The following is a 17,599-nucleotide window of genomic DNA, read 5'->3' as shown; positions in this document are numbered from 1 at the left end:
CCATTTCCAAGCGAGGACCATCATGACGATCTCCGTTGGCGACAAACTGCCCGATGCGACCTTCAAGACAATGACCGCCGACGGTGCAAAGCCGATAACGACGGGCGAGCTATTCTCAGGAAAGAAGGTCGTGCTGTTTGGCGTTCCAGGCGCCTTCACGCCGACCTGCAGCAACAATCATCTGCCCGGCTACCTGGACAATTACGACGCCATCCTGGCGCGCGGCGTCGACACTATCGCCGTTGTCTCGGTCAACGATGTTCACGTTATGGGGGCCTGGGCCCGCTTCAGCGGCGGTGAAGGCAAAATCCTTTATCTTGCCGATGGCAATGGCGATTTCGCCAAATCCGTCGGCCTCGACGCCGACCTCTCCAGCGGCGGCATGGGGCTACGCTCGAAGCGTTTTTCGATGATCGTCGATGACGGCAAGGTCACCGCACTCAACGTCGAGACAAAGCCCGGCGTCGACGAATCCGGTGCGGCTCACATTCTCGGACAGCTTTCCGTCCTGGCGACAGCCTAGGCCAGGCACGGCAAAGGGCGCCTTCGAGCGCTCAACGTCCAAAGGACGCTGACTTTTGCATCGGCGCATGATCATTCCGAAAGCCGACCCGGTTTTCGGGACCATGCGTCGGCCCTTCGGGACTGCTTGCTTCTGGGGACCTCGATTATGTCTGACATCGTCTGGCGCAGCCTCGCGATCGGCATCGGCGCAACCGCGCTTATGGATGTCTGGGCGATTTTCCTGAACAAGGCGTTTGCTCAACCGCGGCCGAACTGGGGGCTGGTCGGCCGCTGGGTCTGGCATCTCAGGGAAGGCAAGGTCTTCCATGACGACATTGGCGAGGCCTCGCCCTACCCGCATGAATCAGTACTTGGCTGGGCCTTTCATTATGCTGTCGGCATCGTCTACGGCGTCATACTGGTCGTGCTGGCCGGAACGGCCTGGCTCACCGCGCCGACCTTCCTGCCGGCTTTTATGCTCGGCATCGTCACCGTCGGCGCCGGGTGGTTTCTGCTGGCGCCCGGCATGGGCGCCGGCTGGGCCGCTTCGAAGCGGCCCAATCCGATGCAGGTCCGCGCCCTCAATCTAGTTTCGCATATGGTGTTTGCCATCGGACTGTTCGGCACCGCTCTTCTGATCCGATAGGTAATTAACCGTCGCGGCGCTGCGTCGGCCTGTCGATCGGCTGCCATCCATGGATAACGCGACGCGCGCTGATATCATATGCGAAGTAGTTCCCACCGCCCGCTGGCTGATCCGCCTCGCGGCTGATTTCCCGACCGCTCAAAGAGAGCAGCAGGAGCGTTCCGACACCTCCGTGACCTATGAAAGCAACGTCGACAGCGGCGTCGGTGCGTAGCACAGTGTCTACCTCGCTTAGAATACGACGCTGGGCTTCGATAGCTCGCTCCCATCCACGAATGCTGCTGTTTGGATTGGCGAAGAATTGGTCGGCGACCGCTTCGAACTCCGATGGCGGCAGGAAACCGGTTGCCGATCGGTCATTCTCATGCATCCGTTCCCTCACCTCGACTGCAAGGCGGAGATGCCTTCCGAGTATCTCGGCGGTTTGTATCGCCTTGCGTTCACCCGACGACACGATCCGCCGGATCGACCCAACCCACGGCTGATCGAGCATTGCAGATGTTCTCGCTCGCCCGATGTCGGACAGTCCCCACTCCGGCACTGGAACGTTGGCATCGACCTGAACCTGGGGATGCGTGATGTAGTATGCAATCGGCATGATAAGAACTCTTCCTGCCAGAGAGCGGACCCGCAGCCGGAATTCAATAGCTTTGCGTCGAGCGCCGAACCTTCTTGGCCGCCGATTGCCTGGAGCGGGTGCCTTCCTCCGGCGGCACGGACGCGAGCACGGGTTTCGCCGACTTCGTCTTGAATGGCGCCATGCCGAGCCGCGCCAATTCGTCGGCGCGCTCGTTCTCGGGATGGCCGGCATGGCCCTTGACCCAATGCCAGGTGACCTGGTGGCGGTTGCGCGCAGCGTCGAGCTGCTGCCACAGCTCGGCATTCTTCACCGGCTGCCTGGCGGCGGTCTTCCAGCCGTTGCGCTTCCAGCCGTCGATCCAGCCGAAAATACCGTCCTTGACGTAGTTACTGTCGGTATAAAGATCGACGACGCAAGGCTCCTTGAGCGCATTGAGCGCCGAGATGGCCGCCAACAACTCCATGCGGTTGTTGGTGGTCAGAGCCTCGCCACCATGGAGCTCCTTGATTGCGCCGTTGAAGCGCAGGATTGCGCCCCAGCCGCCAGGCCCGGGATTGCCCGAACAGGCACCATCGGTGAAGATTTCAACGCGCTTGGTCATGTCAGTCCATATTCGGAAGGAGAGTTGATCGCCCGGTGGAAGCGCATCCGGCGGATATACTCGGTCGGGTCGCGTTTCATCACCAGGCCGCCGTCCGGGACCGTCAGCCAGTCGTAGAGCCGGGTCAGCATGAAGCGCAGCGCCGAACCGCGCGCCAGCATCGGCAGCGCAGCTTTCTCGTCACTGCTCAACGGCCGCACGCTTTGGTAGCCGGCAAGCAGCGCCGTGCCCTTGGTCAGATTGAAGGAAAAATCCTTCTCGAAGCACCAGGCGTTCAGGCACGTGGCAACGTCATAGGCATAGAGGTCGTTGCAGGCGAAATAGAAGTCGATCAGCCCGGACAGTTTCTCGCCGAGGAAAAACACATTGTCCGGGAAAAGATCAGCATGGATGATGCCTTGCGGCAGACCGTTCGGCCAGTTCCGCTCGAAATCGGCGAAATCGGCATCGACCTCGGCCGCCAGTCCCGGCTCGACCTCGTCGGCGCGGGCGCGGGCGGCATTCCACAGCTTGCGCCAGCCATCGATGGCAAGGGCGTTGGGGCGGGTCATCGGAAAATCCGCGCCGGCGAGATGCAGTGCCGCCAGCGCCTTGCCGACCTCGCCGCAATGTGCAGCCGTCGGCCGCCGCAGCGACAGGCCTTCGAGAAAGGTGATGATGACCGCCGGCCGGCCGGCAAGTGTTCCGATCACGCCGCCATCATGTGCGGTGACCGGGAGCGGACACGAAATGCCCTTTCTGGCGAGGTGGGCCATGAGGCCGAGAAAGAACGGCAGGTCAGCCTTGTCGACGCGCTTCTCGTAAAGCGTCAGGATGTAGGAGCCGCTGCTGGTGTGCAGCAGAAAATTCGAGTTTTCGGTGCCTTCGGCGATGCCCTTGTAGGACAAGAGGTCGCCGACCGGATAGTTCCTGAGGAATGCGCCGAGCTCGCCCTCGTTGACGTCGGTGTAAACCGCCATCGTTGCTACGCGGCCCCGTTGACGAAGGCCATGTCGGCAGCCGTCAGTTCGACATCGCGCAACACCCGCATCACCGGAAAGTCCTCCGTCTCCGTCGCCGTCACGGCCAGCTCGATGGTCACGTCGAAGCGCTGCCTGAACGCATCGACGATCTCGTCGACGATGATCTCCGGCGCCGAGGCGCCCGCCGACAGGCCGAGCGTCGAAATGCCGGCAATCTCATTCCACGGAATTTCGGAGGCGCGCTGCACGAGAAGCGACATCGAGGCGCCGGCGCGCTCGGCCACTTCGACCAGGCGCCGCGAGTTGGACGAGTTAGGTGCGCCGACAACCAGGAAGAGATCGGCGCCGGCCGCTGTTTCCTTGACCGCTTCCTGGCGATTGGTGGTGGCATAACAGATCGATTCCGCCGCCGGCGCGTGCAGCTCGGGAAAACGCTGCTGCAGGGCGCGGATGATACCGGCGGTATCCTCGACCGACAGCGTCGTCTGGGTGACGAAGCCGAGCGCTTGTGGGTCTGCGGGCACGAAGCTTGCGGCGTCGGCCTCGGTCTCGATCAGAGTTACCGCGCCGTCCGGCAACTGGCCCATTGTGCCGATCACCTCCGGATGCCCGGCATGGCCGATCAAGAGCACGTGGCGGCCAAGCCGCTGATGGCGCATCGCCTGCTTGTGGACTTTCGAGACCAGCGGGCAAGTCGCATCGAGATAGAACAGGTTGCGGGACTGGGCGTCGGCCGGCACCGATTTCGGCACGCCATGCGCCGAAAAGACGACCGGGCTCTGGCGATGCTCGGGCGGGATCTCGGAGAGCTCCTCGATGAACACCGCGCCGAGGCTTTGCAGCCCTTCGACGACGTAGCGGTTGTGCACGATCTCGTGGCGGACATAGACCGGCGCGCCGTATTTCTTCAGCGCCAGCACGACGATCTGGATGGCACGGTCAACGCCCGCACAGAAACCGCGGGGCTGGCAGAGCCGGATGGTCAGCGGCGGCTTTGTGTGAAGCATGATTGCATCTTACGCTGATTGTGGGCCGGTTGATCGGACTATGACTTCTGAGCTCAAGGCGCGAAATGAGGTGCGCGGCCCTGCCCTGTCAAGGGTAGTGGCGGCGATCATTGGTCTTTCGCCGAGCGGCGGAGCCAGGAGATCAGGACGCCGGCAAGGGCGGCGGCAAGGCCGTACCAGGTTATCGCATATTGCAGATGGCTGTTCGGCAGGTCGATGACGGTGACACCGCCAACCGGCAGCCCGCCGGGGTTGGGCGTGGCGTTCGCATCGATGAAGATCGGCACCAGCGCCGCACCTGTCGGCAGGCCGGCGCTCGAGGCCATCGCGTCACGGTCCTTCCAGTAGAAGATGTTCTTCTGCGGGTCATTGTCGGGAAGCATCATCGAGGGCTTGGCCGGCAGCGGGTTGCGGGCGAGCCCTGTCACCGTCACTTTGCCCGTTACCTGCCCCTGCGGCCGCTTGGCTGGATCCTTGAAATCGTAGGGCACGAAGCCGCGGTTGATCAGCACGAAACGGCCATCGTCGAGCTGCAGCGGCGTGAAAACGTCGAAACCGGACTGGCCTTCCCAGGTGGCGAGGAAATGCCGCTCGTCTTGATGCAGGAAAGTGCCGGTCACTATCACCGGCGTGTAGTCCACGTCGCCGGCGGCAGCAAACCGCTTTTCGACCTCGGCCAATGGCACGGGCGCCGAATGCGTGCGCTGGTCTATTGTCTCGAGAAGGCCCTCTTTCCAGTGCAGGCGCTGAACCTGCCAGGTGCCGAGCGCCAGCAGGATCAAAAACACGACGATACCCAGGCCGAGCGCCAATGCGCGCTTGGGCCGCGACCGGCCGGCCACCGAACCTGATGCCTCGCTCATTCGCCGCGGTCCAGTCGGCCCTCGGCCGCCTTGTTGCGGTATTGCAGCGTCAGCAGCACGCCCTTGATCAGCCTGAGCGCCGCCAGGCAAAGCACCAGCGTCAGTGGAATCCACAGCAGCAGGTGCAGCCAGAGCGGCGGATTGAGCGTCACCTCCATCCACAGTGCCAGGCCGACGACGATGAAGCCGATGATCAGGATAACGAACACCGCCGGCCCGTCACCAGCATCGGCGAAAGAATAATCGAGGCCGCAATTGGTGCAGCGATTGCCGACCGTGAGGAACCCGGAGAACAGCTTGCCCTCGCCACAGCGGGGGCAGCGGCCATGCAAGCCGGCCGAGATCGGATCGATTGGTGGCCAGATCGCCTTGTCGTCGCTCATGGGATCATCCTAGGAGCATTTGCCGCAAAAGATAAGGCGGCCACGTCGCCGCAGCCGCCTTGTCGATTTCCTCAGTTCGATCTCAGTGCGGTTCGATCATCGCGCCGTTCGATGCCCAGACGTAGATCGAGGCAAACAGGAACAGCCACACCACGTCCACGAAGTGCCAGTACCAGGCGGCGGCCTCGAAGCCGAAATGCTGCTTGGGCGTGAAGTCGCCCTTTATGGCGCGGATCAGGCAGACCAACAGGAAGATCGTGCCGATGATGACGTGGAAACCATGGAAGCCGGTCGCCATGAAGAAGGTGGCGCCGTAGATCGAATCCCTGAAGCCGAACGGCGCGTGCATGTACTCGTAGGCCTGCACCATCGTGAACAGCATGCCGAGGCCGACGGTCAGCACCAAGCCATTGATCAGGCCCTTGCGGTCGCCGTGGATGAGCGAGTGGTGCGCCCAGGTCACCGTGGTACCCGACAGAAGCAGGATGACGGTGTTGTAGAGCGGCAGATGGAAAGGGTCGAGAACTTCGAGGCCCTTGGGTGGCCAGACGCCGCCGGTGAAGGCAGTACGGGCGTATTGATGGACCTCGCCCGGAAACAGGCTGGCGTCGAAGAAGGCCCAGAACCAGGCGACGAAGAACATCACCTCGGAGGCGATGAACATGATCATGCCGTAGCGCAGATGCAGCGACACGACACGGGTGTGGTGTCCCTCATGCGCCTCCTTGATCGTATCCGACCACCAGGCGAACATCGTGTAGATGACGATCAGCAGGCCGATGAAGAACAGCCATGGATTGGCGACATTGAAACCGAAGATCGGGAAATCGCCGCCCTTGAGGTATTGCATGTAACAGACGCCGCCGAACGCGGTCACCAGCGCCCCGACGGAGCCCAGGAACGGCCACGGGCTCGGGTCGACGAGGTGGTAGTCATGTTGTGGTTTTGCGTGTGCGTCTGCCATATCAACCCCCGAGGCTTGCTTCGGTATCTGAAATCTTGTTGCGGCGGCCGTCGGCCGGCACCGATGATGCGACCGGCTTGGTCTTGTCGACCGGGAACATCGTGTAGGACAGGGTAATCGTCGTCAGATCCTTCAATTCCGGCGCGTTGACGATGTCGGGATCGACATAGAAGACGACCGGCATGTCCAGTGTCTCGCCCGGCTTCAGCGTCGTGTCGGTGAAGCAGAAACACTCGACCTTGTTGAAGTAAGGTCCGGCCAGTTCCGGCTGCACGTTGAAGGTGGCGCGTCCAGTGATGGGACGGCTGAATTTGTTGGTCGCGCTGAAATGCGCCTCGGCGGTTTCGCCGATCTTGATGGTGATCGAGCGGGCGACCGGCTGGAATTGCCAGGGAACGCCGGCGGTGTTGGCGTCGAAGCGGATGGTGATGTCGCGATCGAGCACCCGATCGGCATATTGCTGGGTCGCCCGTTTGACGGTGCCGCCGTAGCCTGTCGCCTGGCAGAACATCGCGTAGAGCGGCACCGCGGCGTAGGCCATGCCGATCATGCCGCCGAAGAACGCGATGCAGACGCCGGCGACGACGCGGTTCGTATTCTTCTTCTTAGGATCGGTGACTGTTTGCCTGGTCATGTTAAGCTCACATCGAGCCGGGGAAACTGTGACCAAATTTCACGATGGTCGCGACGTAGAATATGACGACCAGCGCCGCCAGCGCGAAACCGATTGCGGCCGAGCGATTGCGGCGGGCCTTCTGCTGACGTTCGGTCAACGTGACCAGTTCAAGCTTCTTTTCGGCCATGCTCATGCTCCACCAATGGTCAGCGCACGCGCGACGACACAATCGCCAAGGTAGGCGGCGAAGATGGCGAAGAGATAGAGCAGCGAATAGCCGAACAAGGCCTTGGCCGGCTTCATCGCCCGGTCGTCATCGGCCATTTGCAGCACCTTCCACGCATACCAGACGAAGCCGGCGCCGAGCAGCAATGCAACGATGCCATAGACCGGCGTGGTGAACCCGAGAACCCAGGGCAGCACGCCAACCGGCGCGAGGACCAGCGCATAGGCAAAGATCTGGCGTCTGGTCGAGGCCTGGCCGGCGACATTCGGCATCATCGGAATGCCTGCCTTGGCGTAGTCATCCGACTTGAACAGCGCGAGCGCCCAGAAATGCGGTGGCGTCCACAGGAAGATGACCAGGAACAGCACCAAGCTTTCGACGCTGACCGATCCGGTTACCGCCGCCCAGCCTATGACCGGCGGAATGGCACCGGCAGCCCCGCCGATGACGATGTTCTGCGGCGTCCAGCGCTTCAGCCACATCGTATAGATGACGGCATAGAAAAAGATGGTGAAGGCCAGAAGCGATGCTGCCAACCAGTTGACCAGCACGCCGAGCGTCATCACCGACAGAACCGACAGCACCAGCCCGAAACTCAATGCTTCGCCTGGCCGGATACGGCCGGCCGGCACGGGACGGCCGGCGGTGCGCGTCATCACCGCATCGATGTCTGCGTCATACCACATGTTGAGCGCACCGGAGGCGCCGGCGCCGATGGCAATAGCTAGGATCGCGATCACCGCCAGCAGCGGATTGATGGTCACCGGAGCGGCGACCATGCCGACAAACGCAGTGAACACCACCAGCGACATGACGCGCGGCTTCAGCAGGGCGAAGAAATCGCCCGCCGTCGCTTCCGACATGCGGAAGCCCGGCTCGTCAATCAGTCTGTCTTCGGCAAGGGCCATGCGTACTTAAGTCCATCATTCCGTTGGCCAAAACCGCCGGTCGGCCGGCGGCTCCGTATTAAAGGAGGCAACCGCCTACTTGATCTTCGGCAACTGTTCCCACTGGTGGAACGGCGGCGGCGAAGGCAGTTGCCATTCCAGCGTGGTCGCACCCTCGCCCCAAGGATTGGCGCCGGCGACCCGCTTCTTCTGGAACGCCTCGAAGACGCCGAACAGGAAGATGACGACGCCGATAGCCGAGATGTACGAGCCGTAGGACGACACCATGTTCCAGCCGGCGAAGGCATCCGGATAGTCGATATAGCGACGCGGCATACCGGAAAGGCCGAGGAAGTGCTGCGGGAAAAAGACCAGGTTGACGCCGACAAAAGTGACCCAGAAGTGGGTGTTCGCGATCACCGGCGAATACATGTAGCCGGTCATTTTCGGGAACCAGTAGTACCAGCCGGCGAAGATCGCGAAGACCGCGCCCAGCGACAGCACGTAGTGGAAGTGCGCGACCACGAAATAGGTGTCGTGCAGCGGGCGGTCGAGGCCGGCATTGGCCAGCTGCACGCCGGTGACGCCGCCAACAGTGAACAGGAAGATGAAGCCGATCGCCCACAGCATCGGGGTCTTGAGCGAAATCGACCCGCCCCACATAGTGGCGATCCACGAGAAGATCTTCACACCCGTCGGCACCGCGATGACCATGGTGGCGAAGACGAAATAGCGCTGGGTGTCGAGCGATAGGCCCGTCGTGTACATGTGGTGGGCCCAGACGATGAAGCCCACCGCGCCGATGGCTACCATCGCATAGGCCATGCCGAGATAGCCGAACACCGGCTTCCTCGAAAAGGTCGAGATGATATGGCTGATGATACCGAAACCCGGCAGGATCAGAATGTAGACCTCCGGATGGCCGAAGAACCAGAACAGGTGCTGGAACAGGATCGGATCGCCGCCACCGTCCGGGGCGAAGAAGGTGGTGCCGAAATTGCGGTCGGTCAACAGCATGGTGATGCCGCCGGCCAGCACCGGAAGCGACAGAAGCAGCAGGAAGGCGGTAATCAGCACAGACCAGGCGAAAAGCGGCATCTTGTGCATGGTCATGCCGGGCGCGCGCATGTTGAAGATGGTGGTGATGAAGTTGATGGCGCCAAGAATCGAGGAGGCGCCGGCGATGTGGATTGACAGGATCGCCAGGTCCATGGCCGGTCCGGGCTGGCCCGATGTCGACAATGGCGGATAAAGCGTCCAGCCGCCGCCGACGCCGTAGGCGCCGGGCGCACTCGGGACGAAGGCCGAGAAAATCAGCAGGATGAAAGCCGGCGGCAGCAGCCAGAACGAGACGTTGTTCATGCGCGGGAAGGCCATATCCGGCGCGCCGATCATGATCGGCACCATCCAGTTGGCAAAGCCGCCGATCAGCGCCGGCATCACCATGAAGAAGATCATGATCAGCGCATGCGCGGTGGTGAAAGCATTGTACATGCTCTTGCCCCCGTCGATGGCGGCGTCGCCATTCATGCCGTAGACCATCTGCGCCAGGCCAGTGAATATCTGGATGCCCGGCTCCTGCAATTCCATGCGCATGACGACCGACAAGGCGCCACCGATGCAGCCCGCCATGATCGCGAAGATCAGATAAAGCGTACCGATGTCCTTGTGGTTGGTCGAATACACCCACCGGACCCAGCCATGATACGGCTTGTGGTCGTGGTCGTCGTGAGCTGCAGCGTGCGCCATGGTCGGCTCCGTTCCCTGAATCTTTTCTGGTCGCGGCATCAGTTGCCGGCGGCCGCTACCTTGTTCGTGCCATCGACCTCGGCCATCAGCGCCTTGTTGGCGCCGGGAAGGTCGGTCTTGGCTGCCGCCAGCCAGGTCTTGTATTGTGCATCGGAGACGACGCGAATGGCGATCGGCATGAAGGCGTGGTCCTTGCCGCAGAGTTCCGAGCACTGGCCGTAATAGAGGCCTTCCTTGTCCGCCTTGAACCAGACCTCGTTGATGCGGCCCGGCACCGCATCGGTCTTGATACCGAAGGACGGCATGGCAAAGGCGTGAATGACGTCGGTCGCCGTCACCAGCACGCGGGTCATGGTGCTGACCGGCACCACCATCTCATTGTCGACGGCGAGCAGGCGCGGATACGCGGCGCGATCTTCCTTGCCGGCAGCAGCCCTGTCGGCATCCTGAAGGATCGCGGAATTAAAGGAAAGCGTGTTGTCGACCTGGTATTCGTAGTCCCAGTTCCACTGATTGCCGGTCGCCTTGACGGTCAGCTTGGCTTCTTCCGGCGGCGTGTATTGCGCGGTCAGCAGTTGGAACGAGGGAATGGCGAGACAGAGCAGGATGACGACGGGACCGACAGTCCAGATGACCTCGATCAGCGTGTTGTGGCTGGTGCGCGACGGCGTCGGGTTGACGCTCGCCCGGAACCGCAAAATGCAGTAGGCAATCAGGAAAAGCACCAAGGCGGTGATCACAATGATGAACGCGAACGAGTAGTTCCCGAACCACTCGATCTGCCGCATAATGTCGGTCGCCGGAGGCTGAAAACTGGTTTCCCAAGGTTGGGGCTGGGCTGCATGAGCGGATGCAGCGGCAAACAACGTGGCGGCGGCACTAGCTACGATTTTGGCGGTTGCCAGGAATTTTTTCATCGCCCTCGTCATCTCCCAGTTCCTCGCGATCGGACCGCAAGAATGTCGAACAATGCCGGGACGGGAATCCCGGACAATTCAAGGCTGGTTCAAACCATACTCTATTTGCCTCCGCAAGAAAGGAGCGCCGGAACCCGTGCGGCATTTTTGCGCGCAAGTGCGGCGCTGGCTTCGTGCGGTGACGGCTCGCCGCGAATCACCAGAGCGGCATCCGGGTAGAATGAGCCGCGCGGCGTGCGGAGCTGTCGCAATTAGGGCGAAATTGGCACTGAAAAGCGCATTGTCGCCTGTGTCGGGGCAGATCGCCGGGGTCTCGTCCTTTACTTGGGTTTAGTGCGGCTTAAAGTGCCGTGATTCGCAATGGAGCCGTCATGAACCCTTGGCTTTCGAGAACCTTGGCGAAGGTCATCTTTGTTGCCGCCGCAATAGGCTTGTCCGGCGCCGGCCTGGCCAATGCCGCGCAGCCAAGCGGCACGGTGAAGTCAACGCATGGGGCGTGGTCGATCATCTGCGATACGCCCGCCGGTGCTACATCCGAACAATGCGTGATGATGCAGAACGTCGTCGCCGAGGACCGTCCGGAAATGGGTCTTTCCGTCGTCGTGCTGCGCACAGCCGACAACAAGGCCGAAATCCTGCGTGTGCTGGCGCCGCTCGGCGTGCTGTTGCCGAACGGCCTCGGCCTCAATGTCGACGGCAAGGATATCGGCCGCGCCTATTTCGTGCGCTGTTTCCAGGACGGCTGCTATGCCGAGGTCATCCTGGAAAAGCCGCTGCTCGACACGCTGAAGACCGGTACGTCCGCCACCTTCATCGTCTTCCAGACGCCGGAAGAGGGCATCGGCATTCCCGTCGACCTCAAGGGTTTCGCCGACGGCTTTGCCGCCCTGCCTTGAGACTGGGTCTTGTAAGACGATCCAGTGATGTTGACCGGCCGAGGTCACGGCAAATCTCATTTCAGATTGTCTGTGCGGGCCTTCGCGCCTACATCGTGGGAAACAATCCTCCTGCGAATGGACCTGCCATGAACAGCCTGATCGGCCAATTTGACATTTCCGACGATCGCATCAAGCAAATCGTTGCCGAGACTATTAACGGCGCCGACGACGGCGAACTGTTTCTCGAATATAGCGAAAGCGAATCGCTGATGTTCGACAATGGCAAGCTGAAGACCGCGAATTTCAACACCGACCAGGGTTTCGGCCTGCGCGCCGTCGCCGGCGAAGCCAGCGGCTACGCCCATTCCAGCGATCTCTCCGAAGCCTCGCTGCTGCGCGCCGCCGATGCCGTTTCGACGGTGAAGAGCGGCTATTCCGGCACGCTTGCCGCAGCGCCTGCCCGCACCAACCGCCACCTCTACGGCGACGGAAACCCTATCCCCTCGCCTTCCTTCGAGGCCAAGGCCAAGCTGCTTCAGGAAATCGATGCATGGCTGCGGGCCGAGGATCCGCGCGTCAGGCAGGTGACGGCGTCGCTCGCCGCCTCCTGGCAGCATGTCGAGATCATGCGCGCCGACGGCCAGATGGTGCGCGACATCCGTCCGCTGGTCAGGATCAACGTGTCGGTGGTGGTCGGCGACGGCGACCGCCAGGAGAGCGGCTCCTACGGCATGGGAGGCCGCAAGGATTTTGGTGAATTCCTGATCGAGGACAGCTGGCGGCACGCGGCCAAGGAGGCATTGCGGCAAGCGCTGGTCAATCTCGAAGCGGTTCCAGCACCTGCCGGCACTTTCGACATCGTGCTGTCGAGCGGCTGGCCGGGCGTCATGTTGCACGAGGCCGTCGGCCACGGGCTGGAAGGCGACTTCAACCGCAAGAAGACGTCGGCCTTTGCCGGCCTGCTTGGCCAGCAGGTGGCAGCGAAAGGCGTCACCGTCGTTGATGACGGCACCCTGCCCGAGCGGCGTGGCTCGCTTACCGTCGACGATGAGGGCACGCCATCGGCCCATAACGTGCTGATCGACGATGGCAAGCTGGTCGGCTACATGCAGGACCGCCAGAACGCCCGGCTGATGGGCATGAAAGCCACCGGCAACGGGCGACGCCAAGGTTACGCGCACGAGCCTATGCCGCGCATGACCAACACCTACATGACAGCGGGCGACATGGAGCCGGACGAGATCATCGCCTCGGTCAAGAACGGCATCTATGCCGTGTCGTTCGGTGGCGGCCAGGTTGACATCACTTCGGGCAAGTTCGTGTTCGGCTGCACCGAAGCCTACATGATCGAGAACGGCAAGGTGACGCAACCGATCAAGGGCGCCATGCTGATCGGCAACGGGCCGGATGCCATGCATCGTGTGGCGATGATCGGCAACGACATGAAGCTCGACACCGGCATCGGCATGTGTGGCAAGGCCGGACAGGGCGTGCCGGTCGGCGTCGGCCAGCCGCATCTCAGGATGAACCAGATGACAGTCGGCGGCACCAGGGTTTGATGGAGTTGACGCCGAATTATCGCCGCTCCGGAACAACCGATCCCCGCCGCCCACTGCCTTGTCATCGCTTTAAGTAGGAGTAGCTTGCGCCTTGAATTTGCGGAGAGCTTCGACTATCTTACATTCGTCTTACACCTAAGGACGTACGCAGATGGCTGCCGCAAAGAAGCTCGTAACTACGGTCTCGACCAAGGGACAGGTCATCCTGCCCAGCGCGATCCGGAAACGGAGGGAATGGCATGCCGGCACACGCCTTCTGGTCGAGGATACCCCGGAGGGCGTGCTACTGAAGCCTGCGCCAGTCTTCGCCGAGACACGGCCAGAGGACGTGTTTGGATCGCTGCGCTATAGTGGCAGGCCGAAGACGTTGGAGGAAATGGACGCGGGCGTGCTCGCCGAAGCGCGGCGGCGCCATGCTCGCAATTGATACCAACCTGATCGTCCGCTACCTGACGGGCGATCACCCGTCGCAGTCTTCCCGCGCCCGGGCGCTGATCGATAGCCAGCCGGTCTTTGTCGCCGTCACGGTGATGCTGGAAGTCGAATGGGTGTTGCGCAGCGCCTACGGTTTTGCGCCGCTTGAAATCGCCCGTACGCTACGGATGTTTAGCGGGCTTCCCACGGTAGAGGTGGAAGACGGGGCGGTCGTGTCGTCCGCGCTCGACCTCTCGGAACAGGGGTTGGATTTCGCTGATGCGCTGCATCTGGGCAAGTCCGCTCACTGCGCTGGCTTCGCGACTTTTGACCGCAAGTTCGTCAGGGCCGCGAAGGCGGCCGGATACGAACGCGTGCAAGAAGCATAGCAGCTCACAGCGGCCCAGCGCGGCACAAAAGCGCGCCACAGGGTCAGCCTGGTTTCAGGCATAGATGCCGGAGCGGACTGCCTCCAGATAGGCAAGCACCTTGTCCGTCTTGCCTTCGCGAACCAGATCGTAGGCGGTCTTTCCGGCCCAACCGGGGATCGGCTGATGCTTGAACCAGATCGCCGCACGATGTTCATCACCGGCCATCTCGCCGGCCATCGCCAGGATACGGACGATGGGACTCAATGCGGCGTCGACCTTGCGCGCACCGGACTCGGCGGCAAGCGTGTTGCGCGCGAGACCGGTCAGCCCCGCCAGTTCTGTCGTATTGACCCCTAGCAGTTCAGCGACCCGCCTTGGCGAGAGAAACGGCGCCCGCTCCTCGCCGAAGCACGATGGCGAAATTTCGAAGGCTGCGGTGCTCATGGCAATTCCCTAGCACGGTCTGAACGACGTGCGCTAAAAATGTGCTTTTTTGGTGCGCGTTTCAGGCCCTGGCTGCTAGCGCCTTCGTCTCGGCTTCTCCAACAGCGCCACGGCCTCGACATGCGGCGACCACAGGAACTGGTCGATCGGCGTCACTCTCTTCAGGGCGTAGCCGCCGTCCATGAGGATGCGTAGGTCCCGCGCCAGCGTTACCGGATTGCAAGACACCGCGGCGACGAGCGGCACGTCGCAGCGCGCGATCTGCTTCGACTGGTCCTCGGCGCCGGCGCGAGGCGGGTCGAAGACAACGCCGTCAAAGGCATTCAACTCCTTGAATGTGAGCGGCCTCCGGAACAGGTCGCGACGTTCGCCGGTCACCCGCTTCAGGCCGCTGGCGAAACGGAATGCCCGGTCGAGCGCCGCGAGTGCTGCCGCATCGCCTTCCACCGCATGAACCTCCGATCTTGCGGCCAGGCGCAGCGCGAAGCTGCCGCAGCCGGCGAAGAGATCGGCGACCTTTTTGGCGCGCGCGAAATGCTGGCCGACAATGTTGGCCATCGCCTGTTCGGCAGCCTCGGTCGCCTGCAGGAAAGCGCCCGGAGGCACTGCGACGGCGACGCCACCAAACAGGACGACCGGTTTGTTTGGTTCGATAATGACCTCGCCGTCGACCGACAGCCTGGCTAGCCCCTCGGCGATGACGAAGTTGGAAGCGACGCGGCGCTGGTTCTCGCCGAGCTTGCCGGAATCCTGAACCGCGACATCGAGGCCGGAACCGGTCACCGTCACAGCCACATGGAACGATTTGGTCGTGGTGCAGATCAGCCCAGCGAGGGCTTTCAAGCGATCGAGCGCAGCGACGATCTGCGGCGCCGAGATCGGGCATTCCTCGATCGAGATGATCTCGGATGACAGCGCGCGAACGAAGCCGAACTGCATTCCCGCCTCACTCCGCCGGGCGGTGAAGACGACGCGGCGGCGCGTGTGCGGCGCGCACGGCACCAGCGCCCCGACATCGCAAGCGATGCCCTTGCTCTTCAGCGCATGCACGACCTTTTCGCGCTTCCACCGGTGATAGGCTTCAGTCTCGAGATGCTGGACGGCGCAGCCGCCGCATGCGCCGAAATGCCGGCACGGCGGATCGACCCGCAACGGCGAAGCCTCAACGACCGACATCAAGGTGGCGCGATCTTTCTCCCGCGCGGCGGTGACCACCTCTCCCGGCAGCGCGAACGGAATGAAAACCTCGCCGGTTTCCGTCTCGGCGATGCCGTCGCCCTGCGAGCCCAACCTCGCGATCGTGAAACGGGTGCTCATCGCTTCTGGGTCTCGACGTCCTTGATGCCGCCGAGCAGGAACTCGCGGTTGCCGTCGCCGCCCTCTATCGGTGACAGATGAAGCCCCAGCGAGCGCCAGCCGGGAATGGCATCGAGCCAGTCCTGCATCAGGCCGGCAATGCGCGCCGCATCATAGGGGTCCTTCAGCAGGCCGCCCTTGCCGATCGCCTCGCGGCCGGCCTCGAATTGCGGCTTGACCAGAAACACAGCTTTTGCGCTATTCCTGGCCAAGGCAAGCGCCGGCGGCAGCGCCAGTTTCAGCGATATGAAGCTGACATCCGACACGATGAAATCCGGCACACGGCCGCCGAGATCGGCGGCCGACAGTTCGCGCGCATTCAGGCCTTCAATTACCGTCACGCGCGGATCGCCGGCGATGTCGGAGTGCATCTGGCCGTGCCCGACATCGATCGCCGTGACATGCGCCGCGCCGCGTTCGAGCAGCACCTGCGTGAAGCCGCCGGTCGAGGCGCCGACATCGAGCGCTTCGCTGCCGGTGGGGTCGAGGGCGAAATGGTCGAGACCAGCCTTCAGCTTCAGTGCGGCGCGCGACACGTAACCCTGCGCCGGATCGTCAACGACAATATTGCACTCAGGCAGAACGGCCTGGCCCGGCTTGAGGGCGACGATGCCATCGACCGTCACGGTGCCGCGCTCGACCGCGTCGCGGGCACGCGAGCGGCTGGCAAACAGACCGCGCTGGACGAGCAATTCGTCGAGCCGCTGGCGTATGCTGGCTGGCGGAAGGGAAGTCATCGGCCTTCATGGCGAAAGCCAACGATGATGGCAAGGAATTTGGCGATCAGACAAGGCGGGTGAGCGCATCAAGCCGCTGCGCTGTTTGTCGAGCCTCGCACGAGATCCGACGCAATGCTAAGAAAGAGATGCCGTTTAGCCGTCGAAACGTGGAGGAGGAAACATGCTGACGGGAACCTGCCACTGCGGCGCAGCCCACTGGACCCTGGAGGGCGATCCCGGTTCGATCACTGCCTGCAATTGCACACTTTGCCGTCGCTACGGCACGCTCTGGGCTTATGACCATGTCGACGAACGCATCCGCCTTGCCGGGCCCGTAAGCGCCTATCGGCGCGTCGGAAAGGCTCATCCTTCGCTTGAGATTCTCTTCTGCCCAACCTGCGCTTGCGTCCTGGCCTGGCGCGGTTTGCATCCCGATGCGGCTGGGCGCTACCGCATCGCCGTCAATGTGAGGCTTGCGCCGCCCGAGGCCGTCGCCGATCTCCCGATCGACCATTTCGATGGTCTCGATGCATTCGAGGATTTGCCGAGAGATGGTCGCTGTGTGCGGGATATGTGGTTCTAGTTTCTAGAGTCTCTTCGGGATCATGCTTTAGAATATGGTCCGCGAAACCCGCCGTTCGACGGCCGGCGTCAGACCGTCGCTGCTGTCGCCGGAGACCTGTATGCGCGGCCGGTCAACGGAAATTGACGCCTTCGGTGAGGTATCTGGCATGACGACAAATTGCGGCGCCTGCTTGTAGGAAAAGCCGCCACGGATCTCGCCGATCTTGCCGGCGACGATGCCCATCACCGCCTCTTCGAGTTTGCGGTCGTAGCGCGTTTCGGCCCCGGCCGACGCGGCGAAGATGGCCGCAAGCGCGATGCCGCCCAAAAGCGATCTCATTGGTCTTCTTTCCCCTGCCTGGTTGCCTTCTAGCAGGGCAGCGTTGAAG

Annotated in this window: 23 protein-coding genes; 7 read left to right on the top strand and 16 right to left on the bottom strand. The window is 62.4% G+C overall.

Going from position 1 to position 17,599, the window contains the following annotated elements:
• Positions 1-22 precede the first annotated feature (22 nt).
• Positions 23-523, top strand: a complete 501-nt coding sequence (locus tag NKH41_RS07410) for a peroxiredoxin (protein ID WP_352470649.1) — start codon at positions 23-25, stop codon at positions 521-523.
• Between the two features lie 147 nt (positions 524-670).
• On the top strand, positions 671-1,150 hold the full coding sequence (locus NKH41_RS07405) for a DUF2938 domain-containing protein (protein ID WP_352768716.1): 480 nt from the start codon (positions 671-673) through the stop codon (positions 1,148-1,150).
• 4 nt (positions 1,151-1,154) lie between these two features.
• Here the strand turns inward: NKH41_RS07405 and NKH41_RS07400 are convergent, their stop codons facing one another.
• The 12 genes from NKH41_RS07400 to coxB form a co-directional block, all read right to left on the bottom strand.
• Entirely contained in the window at positions 1,155-1,748 is a 594-nt protein-coding gene (locus tag NKH41_RS07400) for a histidine phosphatase family protein (RefSeq protein WP_352501953.1), read from the bottom strand.
• 43 nt (positions 1,749-1,791) lie between these two features.
• Positions 1,792-2,331, bottom strand: coding sequence for a ribonuclease HI (gene rnhA, locus NKH41_RS07395; protein WP_352768720.1), 540 nt, complete (start codon positions 2,329-2,331; stop codon positions 1,792-1,794).
• Positions 2,328-3,290 (bottom strand): homoserine kinase, encoded by a 963-nt coding sequence (locus NKH41_RS07390; RefSeq protein ID WP_352456890.1) that lies wholly within the window; start codon positions 3,288-3,290, stop codon positions 2,328-2,330. Before NKH41_RS07390 ends, rnhA begins: the two co-directional genes overlap by 4 nt.
• 5 nt (positions 3,291-3,295) lie before the next feature.
• The gene (gene ispH, locus NKH41_RS07385; RefSeq protein WP_254818458.1) at positions 3,296-4,300 is read right to left on the bottom strand and encodes a 4-hydroxy-3-methylbut-2-enyl diphosphate reductase; all 1,005 of its coding nucleotides are present in this window, start codon (positions 4,298-4,300) and stop codon (positions 3,296-3,298) included.
• 107 nt (positions 4,301-4,407) lie between these two features.
• Positions 4,408-5,163, bottom strand: a complete 756-nt coding sequence (locus NKH41_RS07380) for an SURF1 family protein (protein ID WP_352768721.1) — start codon at positions 5,161-5,163, stop codon at positions 4,408-4,410.
• Positions 5,160-5,546, bottom strand: a complete 387-nt coding sequence (locus tag NKH41_RS07375; protein WP_352470653.1) for a DUF983 domain-containing protein — start codon at positions 5,544-5,546, stop codon at positions 5,160-5,162. Before NKH41_RS07375 ends, NKH41_RS07380 begins: the two co-directional genes overlap by 4 nt.
• An 82-nt stretch (positions 5,547-5,628) precedes the next feature.
• Positions 5,629-6,510: a cytochrome c oxidase subunit 3 gene (locus NKH41_RS07370; RefSeq protein WP_352449883.1), complete on the bottom strand. Its 882-nt coding sequence runs from the start codon at positions 6,508-6,510 to the stop codon at positions 5,629-5,631.
• A 1-nt stretch (position 6,511) separates the two neighbouring features.
• Entirely contained in the window at positions 6,512-7,144 is a 633-nt protein-coding gene (locus NKH41_RS07365; RefSeq protein WP_352593359.1) for a cytochrome c oxidase assembly protein, read from the bottom strand.
• Positions 7,145-7,151: 7 nt separating this feature from the next.
• Entirely contained in the window at positions 7,152-7,319 is a 168-nt protein-coding gene (locus NKH41_RS07360) for a cytochrome c oxidase system small membrane protein (RefSeq protein WP_023674135.1), read from the bottom strand.
• A complete protein-coding gene (locus NKH41_RS07355; RefSeq protein WP_352768724.1) occupies positions 7,316-8,260 on the bottom strand; it encodes a heme o synthase in 945 nt (314 codons plus the stop codon). The genes NKH41_RS07360 and NKH41_RS07355 overlap by 4 nt, the downstream gene beginning before the upstream one ends.
• A gap of 75 nt (positions 8,261-8,335) precedes the next feature.
• Positions 8,336-9,988, bottom strand: a complete 1,653-nt coding sequence (ctaD, locus tag NKH41_RS07350) for a cytochrome c oxidase subunit I (protein WP_352470655.1) — start codon at positions 9,986-9,988, stop codon at positions 8,336-8,338.
• Positions 9,989-10,026: 38 nt separating this feature from the next.
• Entirely contained in the window at positions 10,027-10,905 is an 879-nt protein-coding gene (gene coxB / locus NKH41_RS07345; RefSeq protein WP_352449886.1) for a cytochrome c oxidase subunit II, read from the bottom strand.
• Between the two features lie 371 nt (positions 10,906-11,276).
• On the opposite strand from coxB, the gene NKH41_RS07340 reads away from it, so the two are divergent.
• From NKH41_RS07340 to NKH41_RS07325, 4 genes are all read left to right on the top strand, one after another.
• Positions 11,277-11,801, top strand: a complete 525-nt coding sequence (locus NKH41_RS07340) for an invasion associated locus B family protein (RefSeq protein ID WP_352449887.1) — start codon at positions 11,277-11,279, stop codon at positions 11,799-11,801.
• A 128-nt stretch (positions 11,802-11,929) separates the two neighbouring features.
• Positions 11,930-13,342 (top strand): metalloprotease TldD, encoded by a 1,413-nt coding sequence (tldD, locus tag NKH41_RS07335; RefSeq protein WP_352501957.1) that lies wholly within the window; start codon positions 11,930-11,932, stop codon positions 13,340-13,342.
• A 151-nt stretch (positions 13,343-13,493) separates the two neighbouring features.
• A complete protein-coding gene (locus NKH41_RS07330) occupies positions 13,494-13,769 on the top strand; it encodes an AbrB/MazE/SpoVT family DNA-binding domain-containing protein (protein ID WP_352449889.1) in 276 nt (91 codons plus the stop codon).
• Positions 13,756-14,145 carry a type II toxin-antitoxin system VapC family toxin gene (locus NKH41_RS07325; RefSeq protein ID WP_352768727.1) on the top strand — a complete coding sequence of 130 codons (390 nt, stop codon included), beginning with the start codon at positions 13,756-13,758 and terminating at the stop codon, positions 14,143-14,145. The genes NKH41_RS07330 and NKH41_RS07325 overlap by 14 nt, the downstream gene beginning before the upstream one ends.
• Positions 14,146-14,199: 54 nt before the next feature.
• Here the strand turns inward: NKH41_RS07325 and NKH41_RS07320 are convergent, their stop codons facing one another.
• The 3 genes from NKH41_RS07320 to NKH41_RS07310 form a co-directional block, all read right to left on the bottom strand.
• Positions 14,200-14,571, bottom strand: coding sequence for an antitoxin Xre/MbcA/ParS toxin-binding domain-containing protein (locus tag NKH41_RS07320; RefSeq protein WP_352470658.1), 372 nt, complete (start codon positions 14,569-14,571; stop codon positions 14,200-14,202).
• A gap of 75 nt (positions 14,572-14,646) precedes the next feature.
• A complete protein-coding gene (locus NKH41_RS07315) occupies positions 14,647-15,888 on the bottom strand; it encodes a class I SAM-dependent RNA methyltransferase (protein ID WP_352768729.1) in 1,242 nt (413 codons plus the stop codon).
• Complete coding sequence (locus NKH41_RS07310; RefSeq protein ID WP_352777531.1) at positions 15,885-16,664, bottom strand: TlyA family RNA methyltransferase; 780 nt, start codon at positions 16,662-16,664, stop codon at positions 15,885-15,887. The genes NKH41_RS07315 and NKH41_RS07310 overlap by 4 nt, the downstream gene beginning before the upstream one ends.
• 163 nt (positions 16,665-16,827) lie before the next feature.
• On the opposite strand from NKH41_RS07310, the gene NKH41_RS07305 reads away from it, so the two are divergent.
• On the top strand, positions 16,828-17,229 hold the full coding sequence (locus NKH41_RS07305) for a GFA family protein (protein ID WP_352449893.1): 402 nt from the start codon (positions 16,828-16,830) through the stop codon (positions 17,227-17,229).
• Between the two features lie 27 nt (positions 17,230-17,256).
• Here NKH41_RS07305 and NKH41_RS07300 read toward each other — a convergent pair whose 3' ends face one another.
• Positions 17,257-17,550 carry a hypothetical protein gene (locus tag NKH41_RS07300; protein WP_352768735.1) on the bottom strand — a complete coding sequence of 98 codons (294 nt, stop codon included), beginning with the start codon at positions 17,548-17,550 and terminating at the stop codon, positions 17,257-17,259.
• Positions 17,551-17,599: the final 49 nt, after the last annotated feature.

This window comes from Mesorhizobium sp. M1169, from assembly GCF_040318345.1.
Taxonomy (GTDB): Bacteria; Pseudomonadota; Alphaproteobacteria; order Rhizobiales; family Rhizobiaceae; genus Mesorhizobium.
The sequence above is the reverse complement of the archived record's forward strand: the minus strand, read 5'-3'. Positions and strand labels throughout refer to the sequence as shown.

Bases quoted from the DNA above. Each gene is read 5' to 3' on its own strand.
- NKH41_RS07410 (WP_352470649.1), top strand. From the start codon at position 23: ATGACGATCTCCGTTGGCGACAAACTGCCCGATGCGACCTTCAAGACA.
- NKH41_RS07405 (WP_352768716.1), top strand. From the start codon at position 671: ATGTCTGACATCGTCTGGCGCAGCCTCGCGATCGGCATCGGCGCAACC.
- NKH41_RS07400 (WP_352501953.1), bottom strand. From the start codon at position 1,748: ATGCCGATTGCATACTACATCACGCATCCCCAGGTTCAGGTCGATGCC.
- rnhA (WP_352768720.1), bottom strand. From the start codon at position 2,331: ATGACCAAGCGCGTTGAAATCTTCACCGATGGTGCCTGTTCGGGCAAT.
- NKH41_RS07390 (WP_352456890.1), bottom strand. From the start codon at position 3,290: ATGGCGGTTTACACCGACGTCAACGAGGGCGAGCTCGGCGCATTCCTC.
- ispH (WP_254818458.1), bottom strand. From the start codon at position 4,300: ATGCTTCACACAAAGCCGCCGCTGACCATCCGGCTCTGCCAGCCCCGC.
- NKH41_RS07380 (WP_352768721.1), bottom strand. From the start codon at position 5,163: ATGAGCGAGGCATCAGGTTCGGTGGCCGGCCGGTCGCGGCCCAAGCGC.
- NKH41_RS07375 (WP_352470653.1), bottom strand. From the start codon at position 5,546: ATGAGCGACGACAAGGCGATCTGGCCACCAATCGATCCGATCTCGGCC.
- NKH41_RS07370 (WP_352449883.1), bottom strand. From the start codon at position 6,510: ATGGCAGACGCACACGCAAAACCACAACATGACTACCACCTCGTCGAC.
- NKH41_RS07365 (WP_352593359.1), bottom strand. From the start codon at position 7,144: ATGACCAGGCAAACAGTCACCGATCCTAAGAAGAAGAATACGAACCGC.
- NKH41_RS07360 (WP_023674135.1), bottom strand. From the start codon at position 7,319: ATGAGCATGGCCGAAAAGAAGCTTGAACTGGTCACGTTGACCGAACGT.
- NKH41_RS07355 (WP_352768724.1), bottom strand. From the start codon at position 8,260: ATGGCCCTTGCCGAAGACAGACTGATTGACGAGCCGGGCTTCCGCATG.
- ctaD (WP_352470655.1), bottom strand. From the start codon at position 9,988: ATGGCGCACGCTGCAGCTCACGACGACCACGACCACAAGCCGTATCAT.
- coxB (WP_352449886.1), bottom strand. From the start codon at position 10,905: ATGAAAAAATTCCTGGCAACCGCCAAAATCGTAGCTAGTGCCGCCGCC.
- NKH41_RS07340 (WP_352449887.1), top strand. From the start codon at position 11,277: ATGAACCCTTGGCTTTCGAGAACCTTGGCGAAGGTCATCTTTGTTGCC.
- tldD (WP_352501957.1), top strand. From the start codon at position 11,930: ATGAACAGCCTGATCGGCCAATTTGACATTTCCGACGATCGCATCAAG.
- NKH41_RS07330 (WP_352449889.1), top strand. From the start codon at position 13,494: ATGGCTGCCGCAAAGAAGCTCGTAACTACGGTCTCGACCAAGGGACAG.
- NKH41_RS07325 (WP_352768727.1), top strand. From the start codon at position 13,756: ATGCTCGCAATTGATACCAACCTGATCGTCCGCTACCTGACGGGCGAT.
- NKH41_RS07320 (WP_352470658.1), bottom strand. From the start codon at position 14,571: ATGAGCACCGCAGCCTTCGAAATTTCGCCATCGTGCTTCGGCGAGGAG.
- NKH41_RS07315 (WP_352768729.1), bottom strand. From the start codon at position 15,888: ATGAGCACCCGTTTCACGATCGCGAGGTTGGGCTCGCAGGGCGACGGC.
- NKH41_RS07310 (WP_352777531.1), bottom strand. From the start codon at position 16,664: ATGACTTCCCTTCCGCCAGCCAGCATACGCCAGCGGCTCGACGAATTG.
- NKH41_RS07305 (WP_352449893.1), top strand. From the start codon at position 16,828: ATGCTGACGGGAACCTGCCACTGCGGCGCAGCCCACTGGACCCTGGAG.
- NKH41_RS07300 (WP_352768735.1), bottom strand. From the start codon at position 17,550: ATGAGATCGCTTTTGGGCGGCATCGCGCTTGCGGCCATCTTCGCCGCG.